General features: G+C 67.7%; 17 protein-coding genes and 1 pseudogene. 6 read left to right on the plus strand and 12 right to left on the minus strand.

Going from position 1 to position 14,954, the window contains the following annotated elements; all coding sequences use genetic code 11:
• Position 1: 1 nt before the first annotated feature.
• Together ccsB and A3Q40_RS01360 are read left to right on the plus strand one after the other, a co-directional pair.
• On the plus strand, positions 2 to 1,009 hold the full coding sequence (gene ccsB / locus A3Q40_RS01355) for a c-type cytochrome biogenesis protein CcsB (protein ID WP_068099472.1): 1,008 nt from the start codon (positions 2 to 4) through the stop codon (positions 1,007 to 1,009).
• Entirely contained in the window at positions 1,006 to 2,013 is a 1,008-nt protein-coding gene (locus A3Q40_RS01360; protein ID WP_082834040.1) for a MinD/ParA family ATP-binding protein, read from the plus strand. The genes ccsB and A3Q40_RS01360 overlap by 4 nt, the downstream gene beginning before the upstream one ends.
• A gap of 42 nt (positions 2,014 to 2,055) precedes the next feature.
• Here A3Q40_RS01360 and A3Q40_RS01365 read toward each other — a convergent pair whose 3' ends face one another.
• Positions 2,056 to 2,268 (minus strand): hypothetical protein, encoded by a 213-nt coding sequence (locus A3Q40_RS01365; RefSeq protein WP_068099474.1) that lies wholly within the window; start codon positions 2,266 to 2,268, stop codon positions 2,056 to 2,058.
• A gap of 114 nt (positions 2,269 to 2,382) precedes the next feature.
• Complete coding sequence (locus A3Q40_RS01370) at positions 2,383 to 2,592, minus strand: BldC family transcriptional regulator (RefSeq protein ID WP_068099475.1); 210 nt, start codon at positions 2,590 to 2,592, stop codon at positions 2,383 to 2,385.
• Positions 2,593 to 2,762: 170 nt separating this feature from the next.
• Between A3Q40_RS01370 and A3Q40_RS01375 the strand changes: the two genes are divergently transcribed.
• Entirely contained in the window at positions 2,763 to 3,092 is a 330-nt protein-coding gene (locus tag A3Q40_RS01375) for a DUF4229 domain-containing protein (protein ID WP_068099476.1), read from the plus strand.
• A gap of 32 nt (positions 3,093 to 3,124) precedes the next feature.
• Here A3Q40_RS01375 and A3Q40_RS20490 read toward each other — a convergent pair whose 3' ends face one another.
• Positions 3,125 to 4,555, minus strand: coding sequence for a DUF222 domain-containing protein (locus A3Q40_RS20490; RefSeq protein WP_162269834.1), 1,431 nt, complete (start codon positions 4,553 to 4,555; stop codon positions 3,125 to 3,127).
• Here A3Q40_RS20490 and A3Q40_RS20495 point away from each other — a divergent pair.
• Positions 4,520 to 4,681: a hypothetical protein gene (locus A3Q40_RS20495; protein WP_162269831.1), complete on the plus strand. Its 162-nt coding sequence runs from the start codon at positions 4,520 to 4,522 to the stop codon at positions 4,679 to 4,681. The two genes, A3Q40_RS20490 and A3Q40_RS20495, sit on opposite strands and share 36 nt — an antisense overlap.
• Before the next feature lie 235 nt (positions 4,682 to 4,916).
• Positions 4,917 to 6,560, plus strand: a complete 1,644-nt coding sequence (locus A3Q40_RS01385; RefSeq protein WP_068099478.1) for a DUF726 domain-containing protein — start codon at positions 4,917 to 4,919, stop codon at positions 6,558 to 6,560.
• Positions 6,561 to 6,995: 435 nt separating this feature from the next.
• On the opposite strand, the gene A3Q40_RS01390 is transcribed toward A3Q40_RS01385, so the two are convergent.
• The 3 genes from A3Q40_RS01390 to A3Q40_RS20690 form a co-directional block, all read right to left on the minus strand.
• Positions 6,996 to 7,379: a hypothetical protein gene (locus A3Q40_RS01390; RefSeq protein WP_068099479.1), complete on the minus strand. Its 384-nt coding sequence runs from the start codon at positions 7,377 to 7,379 to the stop codon at positions 6,996 to 6,998.
• Entirely contained in the window at positions 7,379 to 7,906 is a 528-nt protein-coding gene (locus A3Q40_RS01395; RefSeq protein ID WP_235606389.1) for a hypothetical protein, read from the minus strand. Before A3Q40_RS01395 ends, A3Q40_RS01390 begins: the two co-directional genes overlap by 1 nt.
• A gap of 255 nt (positions 7,907 to 8,161) precedes the next feature.
• The gene (locus tag A3Q40_RS20690) at positions 8,162 to 8,590 is read right to left on the minus strand and encodes a hypothetical protein (protein ID WP_235606627.1); all 429 of its coding nucleotides are present in this window, start codon (positions 8,588 to 8,590) and stop codon (positions 8,162 to 8,164) included.
• A gap of 30 nt (positions 8,591 to 8,620) precedes the next feature.
• Between A3Q40_RS20690 and A3Q40_RS20695 the strand changes: the two genes are divergently transcribed.
• A complete protein-coding gene (locus A3Q40_RS20695; RefSeq protein ID WP_235606628.1) occupies positions 8,621 to 8,986 on the plus strand; it encodes a hypothetical protein in 366 nt (121 codons plus the stop codon).
• Here A3Q40_RS20695 and A3Q40_RS20700 read toward each other — a convergent pair.
• The 6 genes and pseudogenes from A3Q40_RS20700 to A3Q40_RS01430 all read right to left on the minus strand — a co-directional run.
• Positions 8,957 to 9,115: pseudogene (locus A3Q40_RS20700) on the minus strand (hypothetical protein); the annotation flags it as partial. The gene A3Q40_RS20695 and the pseudogene A3Q40_RS20700 overlap by 30 nt on opposite strands.
• A 177-nt stretch (positions 9,116 to 9,292) precedes the next feature.
• Positions 9,293 to 10,437, minus strand: a protein-coding gene (locus A3Q40_RS01405) for an IS3 family transposase (protein WP_442971301.1) whose coding sequence is annotated in 2 segments (ribosomal slippage) — positions 9,293 to 10,167 and positions 10,167 to 10,437 — 1,146 coding nt in all. Because the reading frame shifts where the segments join, the coding sequence is not laid out codon by codon here.
• A gap of 39 nt (positions 10,438 to 10,476) precedes the next feature.
• Complete coding sequence (locus A3Q40_RS01415) at positions 10,477 to 10,818, minus strand: DUF222 domain-containing protein (RefSeq protein WP_068099481.1); 342 nt, start codon at positions 10,816 to 10,818, stop codon at positions 10,477 to 10,479.
• A 100-nt stretch (positions 10,819 to 10,918) separates the two neighbouring features.
• Positions 10,919 to 13,372: an aminopeptidase N gene (gene pepN, locus A3Q40_RS01420; RefSeq protein ID WP_068099482.1), complete on the minus strand. Its 2,454-nt coding sequence runs from the start codon at positions 13,370 to 13,372 to the stop codon at positions 10,919 to 10,921.
• 33 nt (positions 13,373 to 13,405) lie between these two features.
• Positions 13,406 to 13,789, minus strand: coding sequence for a phage holin family protein (locus A3Q40_RS01425; protein ID WP_068104851.1), 384 nt, complete (start codon positions 13,787 to 13,789; stop codon positions 13,406 to 13,408).
• A 64-nt stretch (positions 13,790 to 13,853) separates the two neighbouring features.
• Positions 13,854 to 14,756 carry a 1,4-dihydroxy-2-naphthoate polyprenyltransferase gene (locus tag A3Q40_RS01430; protein ID WP_068104852.1) on the minus strand — a complete coding sequence of 301 codons (903 nt, stop codon included), beginning with the start codon at positions 14,754 to 14,756 and terminating at the stop codon, positions 13,854 to 13,856.
• Positions 14,757 to 14,954: the final 198 nt, after the last annotated feature.

The following is a 14,954-nucleotide window of genomic DNA, read 5'->3' on the forward strand; positions in this document are numbered from 1 at the left end:
CATGCCGATCGACGACACGCTGGCTCAGTTCAGCGACTGGTCGTTCCGGTCCGCGTTCGGAGTGTTCGTCCTGGCCTCGGTGTTCCTGGTGGCGCAGTTCGCCACCCGCACCGTCGCCGCCGACGACCGCAAGCGCGAGCTGGTCGCGGCGGGTGATTCCGGAAGGCCGGCCGCGAACGTACCCGGCCGCATCGCGGCGAACGTACCCGGCCGCATCGAGCCGACCCCGTCGCGCCCGAAGTCCGAAAAGTACGGCGGCATGGGCCACGCCCTCGTCGTGCTGGGGTTGCTCCTGACGGTCGCGTCCATCGTCCTGCGCGGACTGGCGACCGACCGGTTCCCGCTGGGCAACATGTACGAGTTCGTCACCATGGCGTGCGCCGCCGCCGTCGTCACCGGGTTGGTCGCGCTGCGCGGACAACGTCACACTCAGGTGTTCGTCGTCGTCCCCGTGATGATCCTGATGTTCCTCGCCGCGACGGTGCTCTACGCGGACGCGGCGCCCGTGGTGCCGGCGCTGCGCTCGTACTGGCTGCCGATCCACGTCACCATCGTCTCCGTGGGCAGCGGCATCTTCCTCGTCGCCGGTGTGGCGTCCCTGCTGTTTCTGCTGAAGATGCGTGTCGCCGGGACCGGATCCGACGACACCGCCGCGTCCGGCGGCGCACTGGCGCGGTTCGCCCGTCGTCTCCCCGCGGCGCAGACGCTCGACCGTCTCGCCTACAAGACCACCATCATCGGGTTCCCGTTGTTCGGCGCCGGCGTGATCCTCGGCGCGATCTGGGCCGAGGCGGCCTGGGGACGCTTCTGGGGCTGGGACCCCAAGGAGACGGTGTCCTTCATCGCGTGGGTGGTCTACGCCGCGTACCTGCATGCTCGGGCGACGTCCGGGTGGCGCAACACCCGTGCCGCGTGGATCAACGTGGCCGGTTTCGTGGCGATGCTGTTCAATCTGTTCATCATCAACATGGTGGTGTCGGGCCTGCACTCCTACGCCGGCCTGAACTGACGAACCGACCCGGACTCCCGCGGGGGTGGAGCGGACCGGGGCGGGCGGGGAGGAACCGAGTGACCGACGGACCCACGGGACTGTCCCACGAACTGACGACGTCGCGGTTGCTGCGACCCGTCGCACCGCCACCGACCGCCGGCTGGCGCCGGACGGTGTACGACGCCACGGGCGGACGCGTCAACGTCGGCAACAGCGCGCGCGAGCAACGCCGGCTGGCTCTGGAGCGGCAGGTGAACAGCACGCTGCGCGGGTGTCACCGGGTGGCGGTGCTGTCCCTCAAGGGGGGCGTCGGCAAGACGACGGTGGCGGCGGCGCTGGGATCCACTTTCGCGTCGGTACGGGGTGATCGGGTGATCGCGGTCGACGCGAATCCCGACAGCGGAACGTTGTCCACGCGGGTTCCCGTCGAGACCGACCGGACCGTGCGGGACCTGCTGCAGTACACCCACTCCATCGAGACCTACAGCGGGGTCCGCGCGTTCACGTCGCAGAATTCCCACCGCCTCGAGGTGCTGGCGTCGTCGACCGACCCGACACTGTCGGAAGCCTTCGACGCGCGGGACTACGAGAGCGTGCTGAGCGTCCTGGAGCGCTTCTACAACATCGTGGTGACGGACTGCGGGACCGGACTCCTGCACAGCGCGATGCGCGGCGTTCTGCACCACGCGGACTCGATCGTGCTGGTGGCGTCGGGGTCGGTGGACGGTGCGCGGTCCGCGTCGGCGACGCTCGACTGGTTGGACGCGCACGGCTACGGGCCACTGGTGGAACAGGCCGTCACGGTGGTGGACATGGCACGGCCGGGGAGCAAGACGGTGGACGTGTCGAGCATCGTCGACCACTTCGGCCAGCGGTGCCGCGCCGTGCGAGTGCTGCCCTTCGACACACACCTCGCGGAGGGATCGGTCGTCGATCTCGACGTTCTGGCTCCGGCGACGCGCGTCGCGCTACTCGAGACGGCCGCCGCGGTGGCCGCGGGCTTTCCCGCGATCACGCACTGAGCGACGGCGTCGGACGGCGCTCGACGGCGCCGACCGGTGGGGTCAGTCGGTGTCGGGGCGGTCGGTGCCGGCCTCCGGGCGATCGATGGAACGCCGACGCTCTCGGGCGGCGTCACGCCCCATGCGCCAGAGGAATTCCGGATCGTCGTCCGGTCCGGTCACGCGTCCTCTGGGTGCGGCCGTCTCGGGGCCGAACGATTTCCACAGGAGCACGGCCACGACCACGAGCCCGATCAAAGCCACCACGTAGATCATCACGCACCTCCACGACCGAGGGTAGTCGCGTGACGGCCGGGTGGCATCCGCGTGAACCTCTCGAGATCCTGAGAATTCCCAGCCCGAGCATTCACCCAGCGGAGGAGGTGAGAGTCAGGCGTGCGCCTCGGTGGTGAGCGAGGTCAGCAGGTTCATGACCTCGGACTCGCGGAAGCGGCGGTGCCCACCCGGGGTGCGCAGCGAGCCGAGGCGGCCGGCGTGCGCCCACCGGGTGACCGTCTTGGGGTCGACATGGAAGAGCGCCGCCACCTGGCCGGGGGTCAGCAGGTTCTCCTGGGTGGGGAAGTAGGCCGGTGCGCTCATCGTGGTCGCTCCTTCGTGCGTCGCGGGCCGCGGGCGTGAAGTGCCCGTGGTGTCGACGCCATGGTGGCACCGGAACCCCCGGGTACTCGACTGTTCTCGTGTTGGTAAAGGGGAGGTAATGGACAAATCGGATCACTCGGGCACGGTGCGCGACCGGTAATCTGGGGTCCATGACCGCGCCCGAACAGCCCGAATCGTCACCCCCCGCCGCGGGATCGCCGAAGGGCCGCCTGGCCCGTGACCTGGCCCTGTACACCGTCGCCCGGCTCGGACTCGTCGCGGTGGTGACGGCCGTGATCCTCGGCGTGGCCGCCCTGGTCGGTGTCGACTTCCCGCTCATCGTGGCGCTCGTGTTCGCGCTCGTCGTCGCGTTCCCGCTCTCGTTGGTCCTTTTCAAGAACCTCCGCCGCAAGGTGAACCTCGACATCGCCGCCGTCGACGACGACCGCCGCCGCGCCCGCGCCGATCTCCACGCCCGGCTCCGGGGCGAGCAGGGCTGATCGCCACCGCTCGCCTCGGCGTCCTGCGCCTGTCAGAACGGCGGTGGTGTGGCCTCGGCTTCGGGTGGGGCGATGCCGTTCAGGGCGTTGCGGAGTCGGTTGCGGTTGCGTTCCTGGCGTCGGCGGGCGTGTTTCTGTTCGGTGCGTGGGGCGGGTCGGGTGGGTTCGGGTTCACCCGGTGTCGAGGTGCGCGGTGTCGGTGGCGTCTTCTTCCCGGCACCGGGTGGGTCGCCGAAGACGATCATGTCCAGGCCGGGGTGGGTGTCGTGGCCGGTGTAGGCGGGGCCGAGGACGGTGCGTCCTTCGGGGATGGTGACCGTGCGGATGATGCGGCCGGGGTTGTCGGGGTCGGGGTACTGGTCGTCGACGAAGTCCCCGAACGTTTTCAGCAGGTGGTGGAACCGGCATTTCGCGCCGAGGCCGGTCGCGCTGGTTTGTCCGCCCCGCTCGGGATGGGCGTGGTCGTATTCGGTGATGTGGTCGAGGTCGCCGTCCCACGCTGGTCGGGTGCAGCCGGGCCAGGTGCAGTACTGGTCTCGGGCGCGGATGATAGGTGTCCAGCGCCGCTGAGGGTCGGTAGGGGTCGGCCGGTTGGGTGGCCGGGAGGGGGTGTCGGTGCCGTCGCCGAGCGGGCGGATGATCGCGGCGGGATCGGCGGCGAGGTCGCGGATGTGGGCTCCGGAGACGATGCCGAGCCCGGCGATGTAGCCGACACCGTCCACCAGCTCGGGCTCCGCCGCAGCCGCTTCGGCAGCCTCGACCGCAACGGCGTCGACAGAAGCGTCCTCGGCCGGGACCTCGTCGGTCGAGACCGACTCCGCCGCAACGGCTTCGGCCGCACTCTCCTCGGCTGCAGCGACGTCGACCGCGACCTCATCGAGTGCGACCTCGGCGACGGCCTGGTCTGCCGCAGCCACGGTCGTGTCGGCGCCCTGAGTCCGTGCGTGCGCGGCCGGGTCTGCTGCAGCCTCGGCGGTGTCGTTCGCATCGGCGGGGACGGAGCCGGTGAGGGTGGTGGTGTCGGTGACCACGTGGATGACGATGCGTGCTGCGTTCGCCGCGACCTCGTCCGCATCGACCACGGTGAACGTGCACTCGGGGCGGGCGCAGTCGCAGCCGAACGGGGCGTGCTCGACGAGTGCGAACAGCGCGTCCGATGCCCGCGCTGTTTTGGTGCGGCTGTCGTGTCGGCACACCTGCGCGGCGAGGCATTCGACGACGCGGGCGACGATGGCGGCGCGTTCGGCGGACATCGTCGCCCCCACGGTCGCCATGCCGTCGAGTCCGGCTTCGGTGAAGAAGCACCGCCCCTTCATGGCTTCGTCCCGCCGTTCGCGGACGGCGTCGGGGTCGCGGCGGTACACCATCTGATCGCACAGATCCCGCACCCGCGCTGTCGACCACGACCCCAGCTTCCGGAAGGACGGATGCTGGGCCGCACCCCGAAACTGTCGGCGCTGCAACGTCGGCGGCTGCTGGCTGACTACGAGACGGGGGAGTACAGCACCGCGCAACTGATGGAGATCTCCGGACTGAGCCGATCCGCGATGTACGCCACCCTCACCCGTGCCAGAGAGGAACGAGCGTGAGCGGCGTCGTTCGCGGTGGCAAATCTCAGCGAACCCCAGGGAGCTAACACCGGCGGTCGGCGTTGCAGGCAACCCAGGCAGACTCGGAGAGTCCCCGACAACGATCGGGTGTGTCAGATCCCGTCGTGTCAGTTGCGAGTTGTGTCTGTAACGGTCGGTGGATCAACGCTGCCGCCAGCGATCTGGCGCACCTGTAGATTGACTCGGACGTTGACCACGATCAGGAAGGCGCGCAGTGGCACGCTCTGCCGAAGTCGTGTTTCGTTCGCTCAGCGACCGTGAGTTCGAGTGCGAGGTTCGCAGCCCGGAGGGGCTGACAATGCGTTGTAACGGTGCGCTCGGCGACCTGGAACCTCGCGTCCTTGGTGACGACGCGCTGGGCACGAACCCTGCGTTGGTCCACAACGCATGGGCGTTTGCCAAACACGATCATCTCGATCGCACGCTTTCGGACGGCGCCGAACGGCACAGTCACCGGGAGCAGGCAAAGGCGCACCGCCAGGTCGCGGCCGGCATCGCCGAGCTCATCGACAAACTCAGCACCACGACCGTGCATTCGTGGTGTTCGGCGTGTTTCACTCGCAGCGACCACCGACGTCTGACGCAAGGATTCGGCGCGATCCCTGCGTATGTATGCGACGCGTGCGGTTCGCCGACCTTGGGCTGTGCAGGTCCGGGATGCACAAACATGGCGACACGAGGTTTCGGAGCGGTGCTGGTGCCGCGGTACTGCGCTGAACACCGTCACGAGATCCCTGGGTTCGAGAAGGCGTCAACGAACTTCGGTGCTCTGGAGAACTATCACGAATTCTTGGAGTTCGAGCGACGCAACCTCGCCTTGGGTTCACGGGTGGCAACAGTGTCGGTGCTGACGGCGGGAGCGCTCGCGACAGGGGCATTTTTCGCTGCGCCGGCCATCGGTGGAGCGATCGGCAGTCTGGGTATTGCAGGCAGTGGCGGCTACGCCGGTGCCGCTGCGAGCAGTTACGGCTTAGCGCTGCTCGGTGGCGGCTCGGTCGCTGCTGGTGGGCTAGGGATGGCGGGCGGGACCGCCGTCGTCACCGCTGTCGGCGGAGCCCTCGGTGGCGCGCTGGGCGGGTCCGTCACTACGGCGTACATCGGCGCGGACAAGTCGTTCAGAATCGAGCTCGTCAAGTCGGGGGCCGGCGTGCCGGTTATCGTCGCGAATGGCCTGCTCACCGAAGGAACGGATACGCGCACCGCTTGGAAAAAGTTGGTTGAACTCCGCTACCCTGATTCGCCGATCTACCGAGTTCATTGGGGTAGCAACGATCTTGGCGATTTAGCAGCGATGGTGAAGGCGGCGGGGGGACAGCCGGTAGCCGCGCTCGGCATCAAAGGACTTGCAGCCAAGGCCACCAAAGCCGGTGCGAACAAGCTCGGACCGCTCGCACCTGCCCTCGTCGTCGCGGCCCTTGCCAAGAATCCCTGGCACACCGCGCGTGTCAGAGCAGATCGAACGGGTGTGGCTCTGGCAGGTCTGCTGGCGAGAACAGATGCGAGGCGCTACGTGCTCGTCGGGCACAGCCTCGGTGCCCGCGTTGCCGCCACTGCAGCGGAAACCCTTGCCACAGCGAAAGGAAACCCAAAAATCGACACGGTGCATCTGCTTGGCGCCGCAATCGGGTCGAAGGGCGACTGGCGTCTTCTCAGCAACGCCGTCACCGGAGCCGTGCACAATTACCACTCCTCGAACGACAGCGTCCTCAAATTCGCCTACAAGACCGCCCAAGCCGGACAGACAGCGGTCGGGTACGCGGGCTTCCGCACCGACTTCGCACGCATCCACGATCACGACGTCTCGACGAGCGTCACGGGGCACTCCAAGTACCTCGACAACGTGCAACTGGTCGAGTAGTTGTGTCGTTCTTCGTTAGCTCACCGGGCTCGTATAGCTACCGATCCCACTTGGGTGCCGAGCCGGTACCACGGCGACGTGCTGCTGGCTCAGATCGAACTCCATGTCGAGTTGTTCGGTCGCGACGACTGGGCCCGCCCTCCCGGATGTCAGTCCTAATATCTTCGACCCCTGGAGAGACTTCTGGGCCGCACCCGTCGGTGCGGCCCAGAAGTCTCATCCCAAGGCTGTGCAGCCAGGGGGCAAGTTCGAACGAGCAACCGTTCGAACGTCATCCGAGAACGAGGATGCTCCGTCGCCGAACCTCCGCCAGTGTCGTAACCATCGCAGCAGGACGCAACGACTGCCGCCGTTTGTGACTACTGGCCGCGGAAGAGGACGGCCGCCGCCGCTTCCGGGTGCAGGCCATTGCGGCACTCGCTACCGGGACCGGTCTCACTTACGACGAACCAGCGCACCGAAAGCCAGGGAGCCGAGGACCATGCCGGTGACGGCGCTGAGTCCCGACCATCGAAAGTTCTCCGACATGGTGAAGATGCCCGTGAAGCCGACGACGAACACGATCAGTACTGCGACAGTGCCTGCTGCGGCCACCCTGACCGCACGCGAGACGGTGTCGCGCAGTGCGACGGCGATCGTGGCGGCGACAATCGCTGCCGAGTACAACACCGCCGCAGTTGAGAACGTCGACCACCCGGCCGCCGAGGCCGACACCGGAATGACTACTGCCGCAACCACGATGAGCGCGAGCGCACCGAGGCCAGGGCCGCCGAAATAATCTTTTGCGCGCCTGTCGGCCCTCGTGAGGGACTCGTTCATCAGATGTACTCCCAGATGATTCCGCCTGCGCAGCTGACCGCACCCAGGACTCCGAGCCTACGAACCAAGAACTTCGCGGCGCGGTCCCAACTGGTCAACTCGGCCTCGATACTTGCCCAGAACCCCGTTGCCGTCAACGACACCCCCAGACACGCAGCGACGACACGCTTGATTTCGTCCACGATGCCGGCACGGAGCATCGGATTGTTCTCCAGCGCCGCAGCAGATCGCTCGTAGGTAGTTCCATCGGCGAAGTAACCGACCACGCTACCGTCTGTCCGGTACTCCAAAGCCACTGTCCCCGCCGGGATCTGTTCGTTGCCGACCGCCGCGAGACGGTCGTTGAACAACACGAGCTTCTCGGCATCGATTTGTTCGACCCGATCCTGGTCCACGGGCTGATCCTCCACTGCACCCGGCGTGGCGGCCGAGCCCTCACTCGGTTGCGCCGTGGCAGGCACTGCGAACATCGTCAGCGTGATCGCGGCAGCCAGACCAGACGACACAACAACACTCTTCACGCGCATGGCTCACTCCAGTACTCATGTCCCTCGGCTCGCCGAGGCGACGTTTCGGTTGGGTCTGGACAGGTCCGAAGACCAAGTCGTCAAGTAAGCAGCACGCCCGACTCGGGGCCGTGCTCATCGACCCACACGGCGGGGGTCGGAGGAAGACCGTCCCGACTTGTACCAGGAATCGAGGCCTTCAGATACACCGAAGCGTATGGCCGGAGAATCTACCAAACAGTCTGGGATGCGGCATGATGTTGCTTGGCGATCCGTTTACTTCACAGTCAGCACGACTAGTAGGGCTGAGTGACCGGAATCGAGGTCGATGAGGGACGCCGTCAGGTCGAAGGGCTCGTATCCGCCATCGAGGGTGAGAAAGCGGAGTGTGAGGTCAACGGTGCGTCCGGGGCCGGTGACTCGAAGCGCGCTCGCGGTGTCCAATGCGGTCGGCATGTCGTCCGGATGCAGGATCGGAACCTCAGCAGTGTTGTCCGCCATCCATGCAATGCGAGGAGCGGGCGGGCCATGCCAGTACAACAGATTGAGCGTCTCAGGATCCGAGATCGCGCGGTATTGACGCGGTGGCGTTAGTGCTTCCGCAATGCGATCGCCGAGCGCCGGGACTTGACCACGAGGTGGCTCCGACGCAACCCCGATGTCGATTGATAAGCCACGAACAAGATGCACCCCAGCATCGCCCACGGCGTGAGACCTTGCTGTCTCGTGTACCGAGTGAGCGACGACATGCACCCGTCGGTCACCTCCGGGGCGGTGCTCGTCAACGGTGTATCGGTCGACGCTGTTGCCGCCGGTTTTCCGAGCCAGACCCGCAAGAACTGTGGTGTTGTGCTCGCCCATTGCGAGCATACGAAGGCTGTCGGCTATCGGTCGACGCGCTGGCACCCCCAACTCAGCCCAGCTCGACTCCATTCCGACTGGGTCGCCGCGGTACGCAAAGCCTTCCGCGAGATTCCACAGAAAAGCCCACGACGGCGAGGGTACCGATTCGGGCTCCCCACCCTGATGAGTGCAGACCCAAACCCCATGAACCCGACCGTCAGTGGGTTCGATCACGGGCACAGCCGTGACCGCCCGTGACGCCGTGGTCTCCTCTCGAACCGTTGTTTTGGAACGGCAGCAACCCAGGACGGCCCCGAGAATCTGATCGTGGTTCCTAGTCACCACCGAGCGCCACGCCACACCGGATCGCACACGGCCGCCGACCATCACCACCGACAAGGCCCGAGGTTCGATCGCATCGACAAGCAACCAGCCGTTCTTTGCTTCCACCACGCCACCGTCTCACGCCCGCTTCGTCGGTGCCGAACAGAGCCACCGACGGCGGAGGAGAGCTTCGTGAGAAGGGACTGCCCCCGATTTGGTTGACGCGGGGGTCGAACTTCTTCAGGCTGCGAAAGCGGCCTGATTGATTGTCTCAAATTCGATCGGAGTGAGCCGCCCGAGTGCTCTCTGGCGGCGTGTGCGGTGGTAGCTCTTCTCGATCCAGACGACGATGGCCAGACGGAGCTCCTCTCGGGTGTTCCAGCGTCTGCGGTCGAGGACGTTCTTCTGCAGCAACGCGAAGAACGACTCCATCGCCGCGTTGTCCCCGCACGCCCCTACCCTGCCCATGGAACCCTGTAACCCATTGTGCGACAACGCATGGACGAACTTTCGGGACCGGAACTGACTCCCCCTGTCCGAGTGCACCACGGTGGCCGTGGGTTGCCGCCGGTTCACCGCATCCTCGAGCGCGGCGACCGCCAAGGAAGCTTTCATGCGGGAATCGATCGAGTAGCCGACGATCCGATTGGAGAACAGATCCTTGACCGCGCAGAGGTAGATCTTGCCTTCGGCAGTGCGGTGCTCGGTGATGTCGGTGAGCCAGACTGTGTTCGGTGCACCGGCGGCGAACACCCGGTTCACCAGGTCGTCGTGGACAGGTGGGCCGGCCTTTCTGGTCAGTCCTCTCTTTCTGGAGAACACCGAGAAGATGCGCTCCTGGGTGCACAACCGGGCCACACGGTTCTCCCCAGCGGTGATCCCGCGGTCGGGAAGTTCGTCGGCGATGAAGCGGTACCCGAACGCCGGGTCGTCGGCATGGATGTCACGGGCAGCGTCGATCAGGTGCGCATCGTCCCAATCGCGTTGCGAGACGGGGTCTTTGCGCCATTTGTAGAACGCTTGGGTGGAGAATCCGAGCACCCGGCAGGTCACCGTGACAGGAATTTTGTCGGCGGCAAGGTCGAGGACCAGCGGGTACATCATTTTGGGTTGATGTCCTTCGAGAGGTAGGCCACCGCTCTGCGCATCACCTCCGCTTCCTGCTCGAGCAAGCGGATCCGTTTGCGGGCCTCTTTCAGCTCGTCGGTGGCCGACGCGCTGTCGTCCGGGCGGACGCCGTCCGCGATGTCGGCGAGCTTGAGCCAGCGATGCAGGCAGGTCTCGGAGATTCCGAAGTCCTGCGCGACCTGACGGATCGACGCCTCGCCCTTACGGGCGACCGCGACGACATCGGCCCGGAACTCCGGAGTGAATGCTTTCGGCACGAGGATCATCCTTCCACCGTGCGGAACGATCCGCACAGATCAGATGTCAACCGAACCGGGGGCAGTCCCGAACACCCGCGGCAGCCGGTCGCGCAGGGCCACAGCGTTGTCGAGGAGTCGTTCGGCGACGTACTGCGACACCGACAGAGCGGTGGCGATGCGGGCGGCGCACTGGGCGTACGCATCGACCGCCCGCTCGTCCCGGTCTTCTTCGGCGAGCACCAGGTCGGTGTGCAGGGCAGCGGCATGGCGGTAGCGTCGCCATTCCAGGTACGCCGCTCCGGCGCTGAGGTCGGCCAGAGCGTCGAGGTGCCCAACGACGGGGAGCTCGAACGAGGCGGGCAGACCCACCGCGGCGTGATCGCGTACGGGCCACGGCACACCCCCCCTTGCGCCGCGCCGGCTACGCCGACCCCCCGATCGCTCATGTGTTCGATTGTAGCGAGACTCACCGACACGATCCATGACACGCACGCACGAACTACTCCGCGTCCGCCGCCCGCGCCCGCAGCGCCCGGGCGAGATGGTCGCGCTGCTCGATCACCTGCCGTCGCAACGCGGCGGGGGACCCGGGGTTCTCGGCCAGCCAGCGGTCGGCGTCGTCGGTGGTGTCGGCCTGCGGGAACAGTCCCACCACCAGTCGTCGCGCGATCTCGATGGTGCGGTCGCGCCAGACGTCGCCCAGCATCGCGTAGTACCGCGCGTCGTAGTCCTCGATGCGCGCGCGCTCACCGGCGGTGAAGCCGCGGACCAGGGCGCCGACCTTCTCGTTGCTCGGCGACTGAACCGTCAGCGCCGTCCACACTCGCGCGGCGCTGCCCGGGAGCGCGGCCACGGCGGCGGTGTGCGCCACCTCGCCCGCTCCGGTGCGGTCGGTGCTCAGCACCTCGTCGAGCTCCGCCTCCGTGGCGTCTCCTCGCGCGGCGAGGGCGAACCACAGAGCCCACCGCTGCTCGGCGTCGAGTGCGAGGCCGTCGATCCGCGTCCGACCGGTCAGCAGCTCCCGCACCCGGGCGGCCCGGTCGACGTGGACCACCGCCGCCGACCACGCCCGCAACCACTCGAGCTGGTGATCCGATCCCACTTCCGCGGCGAGCATCTGCTCGTACGCCGTGTCCGCCCACTCCGTCCGCGCCCGGTCGCGATCCGCGACGTACCGTTCCACGGCCACGGCGGTGTCCGCCAGCACGGACCCCAGGATGCCCTCGTGCGGCTCGCTCGGCGCGAATCGGCGCGCCAGCCGGACGAAGCGCGACGCCGGGTACTCCGCGTCGCGGGTGGCGTTCCAGACCGCGGACCAGATGAGGCTTCGGCGCAGGTCGTCGGGAACCCGATCGAGCGAAGTCTCGACGACGGCCAGCGACGCGTCGTCGAGCCGCACCTTGGCGTAGGTGTGGTCGCCGTCGTTGAGCAGGACGACGGTGCCGTCGACGGCACGGGTGAGGTCGACGGGCGTCTCGGCGCCGGCCAGGTGCACCTCCTGCGGTGCGCGATCGACCAACTCGCCGTCTGCGTCCGGGGCCAGCACGGCCACGTCGAGGCGCTGCGGACGCGGGTCCGTCTGCACGATCACGCCGCGGGCGCGGTCCACCGTCAGCGTGCTCGGGCCGGTGGTCTGCAGCCAGGCGTCCGCCCACGGCCCGAGATCGCGCAGCGAGCTGTCCTGCAGCGCGGCCAGCAGGTCGGCCAGCGTGGTGTTGCCGTAGGCGTGGCGACGGAAGTACAGCCGGGCCCCGCCCAGGAAATCGTCCTCCCCGACGAACGCGGCGAGCTGCTTGAGGACGCTCGCGCCCTTGGCGTAGGTGATGCCGTCGAAGTTCAGCTTCGCCGCGTCGAGGTCGACGATGTCGGCGACGATCGGGTGCGTCGTCGGCAATTGGTCCTGCGAGTACGCCCAGGCCTTGCGACGCTGCGCGAACGCGACCCACGCATCGGTGAACTCGGTGGCGGCGACGGAGGCGTACGAGCCCATGTAGTCGGCGAACGATTCCTTGAGCCACAGATCGTCCCACCACTGCATGGTCACCAGATCGCCGAACCACATGTGCGCCATCTCGTGCAGGATCGTGTTGGCGCGGCGGGCGTACTGCGATCGGGTGGCGGGGCTGCGGAAGACGTAGGACTCGGTGAAGGTGACGCACCCCGGGTTCTCCATCGCGCCGAGGTTGTACTCGGGGACGAACACCTGGTCGTACTTGCCGAAGGGGTACTCGTAGTCGAAGACGTCGTGGAAGAAGTCCAGGCCCGCTCGCGTCACGTCCAGGATCGCGTCGGCGTCGAGGAAGGGCGCCAACGACTTCCGGCAGTGCACTCCGAGGTCGATGATCAGATCGTGCTGGACGGACCGGCCCTCCACGCGGTGGTACGGCCCGGCGACGACGGCGGTGATGTACGTCGAGATCGGCTGCGTCGGTGCGAAGATCCGGGTGTCGCCGTCCGTCCGGTCGAGGCGCTCGTTCGAGAGGACCAGCCACTCGGCCGGTGCGGTGACGCGGAACGTGAACGGCGCCTTGAGGTTCGGCTGCTCGAAGCAGGGGAACACCCGACGCGCGTCGGCCGGCTCGTACTGGGTGTACAGGTAGGTCTCGCCGTCCGCGGGATCGACGAACCGGTGCAGACCCTCGCCCGTGCGGCTGTAGTACCCGCGTGCGTGGACGCGCACGGTGCTCGCGGCGGTGAGCCCGCGCAGGGCGATGCGGGCACCGTCGTACTCGACCGCGACCTCGCGGCCGTCGATCTCCACGCGGTCGACGGCCGCGCCGAGGAAGTCGAGCCACGTCTCGGGTGACGACGCCGCGAGTTCGATCGTGGCGACGACGCCGAACTCCGGCTCGGTGCGCGCGCCGGCGAGATCCAGTGCGACGTCGTAGGACCGGACGGTGACGGCCCGGGCGCGGTGGGCGGTCTCGGAGCGGGTGAGGTTCGCGGTGCTCATCCTTTCATGAAACACCCCGCCGGCACCGCAGGATCACCGGCGCCGGTCCGGCACCACCCCGCCGAGCACCCAGTTGACGATCGAGATCAGCAACGCTCCCCAGAACGCGGAGCCGAACCCGGCGACGGTGAGTCCGTACCCCGTGAGCTCGGTGACGGCCGCGGTCAGCATGAGCATCAGCGCGTTGATCACCAGCAGGAACAACCCCAGGCTCAGCACGATCAGGGGCAGCGAGAGCAACTGGACCACCGGCTTGACGACGGCGTTGACGAGGGTGAACACCGCGGCGATGCCGAGCAGGACCACCAGGTCCCAACCCGCGCCGTGCCCGGAACTGGTCACCTCGATCCCGTCGATCCAGGCGGCGGCGAGCCACACGGCGAACGCGGTGACGACGAGGCGGAGCAACAACACCATGTCCACCATGGTGGCATCACGGCCGCGGGTCGGGCGGCGGCGTCGGCGTGTCGGGTGCGGCGGGTCAGCCGAGAATCAGGCCGACCGCCGTCGCGACGGACCACACCAGCATGGCCAGGCCGGTGTCCCGCAGAGCGGGGATCAACGCCAACCCGTGGGCGCGCGCCCGCACCGGGGCGTTGGCCTTCCACGCGAGCGGGAACGCCACGAGTCCGAGCAGCGACCACGGGGTCTGCAGGACGAGCGCGACGCTCACCACGAACGGCACCGCGAGCAGCGCGGCGTGCAGTCCCCGGCTGCGCGGATCGCCGAGACGGACGGCGAGGGTGATCTTCCCGGATTCGGTGTCCGAAGGGATGTCGCGAATGTTGTTGGCCACCAGCACGGCACTGGAGAAGGAGCCGACGGCGATCGCGCACGCGAGGCCGGTGAGATCGACGCGGTCGGTCAGGACGAACTGTGTGCCGCACACCGCGACGAGCCCGAAGAACACGAACACCGCGATCTCGCCGAATCCGCTGTAGCCGTAGGGCTTCGTGCCCCCGGTGTAGAACCAGGCGCCCGCGATGCAGACGGCGCCGACGACCACGAGCCACCACGCCGTCGTCACCGCCAGCACCAGACCCGCGACGGCGGCGATCGCGAAGCACACCACCGCGGCCGTGCGCACCGAGCCGGGCGACGCCGCGCCCGATCCCACCAGCCGCAGGGGACCGACCCGCTCGTCGTCCGTGCCGCGGATGCCGTCCGAGTAGTCGTTGGAGTAGTTCACTCCGACGATGAGGGCGAGGGAGACCAGCAGGGCGACGGGGGCCTTCCACCACGTGACTGTCGTGTCGGCCATGGCGGCCGCAGCGCCCGTGTCGGCCATGGCGGCCGCAGCGCCTATTGCCACCACCACGGGCGCGATCGCGTTCGGCAGCGTGCGCGGCCTCGCCCCCTCGATCCACTGCGTTGCTGTCGCCATGGCGGAGATCATCCCTCACCGTCCGTGGCCGAGATCGCCCGAGGTCGCCCGGTGCCGACCGGGTACGGCCGCGTACCGAATGCGACTGTGCGGTCGGTGTTGTCGGCCGGGGACGTGACCCCTTACGATGTACGGGCGCTCTCCGGAGGAGGGTTTCTCACGGCCTGTGTCCGTCGGCCGTGAACGTGGCGTCACCCC

The sequence above is a fragment of the Rhodococcus sp. PBTS 1 genome (genome assembly GCF_001620025.1).
Classification (GTDB): Bacteria; Actinomycetota; Actinomycetes; order Mycobacteriales; family Mycobacteriaceae; genus Rhodococcoides; species Rhodococcoides kroppenstedtii.

Excerpts from the sequence above, each read along its gene's own strand:
- A3Q40_RS01365 (WP_068099474.1), bottom strand. The coding sequence starts at position 2,268 with ATGATCTACGTGGTGGCTTTGATCGGGCTCGTGGTCGTGGCCGTGCTC.
- ccsB (WP_068099472.1), top strand. The coding sequence starts at position 2 with ATGCCGATCGACGACACGCTGGCTCAGTTCAGCGACTGGTCGTTCCGG.
- A3Q40_RS01370 (WP_068099475.1), bottom strand. The coding sequence starts at position 2,592 with ATGAGCGCACCGGCCTACTTCCCCACCCAGGAGAACCTGCTGACCCCC.
- A3Q40_RS01425 (WP_068104851.1), bottom strand. The coding sequence starts at position 13,789 with ATGGTGTTGTTGCTCCGCCTCGTCGTCACCGCGTTCGCCGTGTGGCTC.
- A3Q40_RS20495 (WP_162269831.1), top strand. The coding sequence starts at position 4,520 with ATGCTGGGCCGCACCCCGAAACTGTCGGCGCTGCAACGTCGGCGGCTG.
- A3Q40_RS01395 (WP_235606389.1), bottom strand. The coding sequence starts at position 7,906 with ATGCGCGTGAAGAGTGTTGTTGTGTCGTCTGGTCTGGCTGCCGCGATC.
- pepN (WP_068099482.1), bottom strand. The coding sequence starts at position 13,372 with ATGAGCACCGCGAACCTCACCCGCTCCGAGACCGCCCACCGCGCCCGG.
- A3Q40_RS01430 (WP_068104852.1), bottom strand. The coding sequence starts at position 14,756 with ATGGCGACAGCAACGCAGTGGATCGAGGGGGCGAGGCCGCGCACGCTG.
- A3Q40_RS01375 (WP_068099476.1), top strand. The coding sequence starts at position 2,763 with ATGACCGCGCCCGAACAGCCCGAATCGTCACCCCCCGCCGCGGGATCG.
- A3Q40_RS01390 (WP_068099479.1), bottom strand. The coding sequence starts at position 7,379 with ATGAACGAGTCCCTCACGAGGGCCGACAGGCGCGCAAAAGATTATTTC.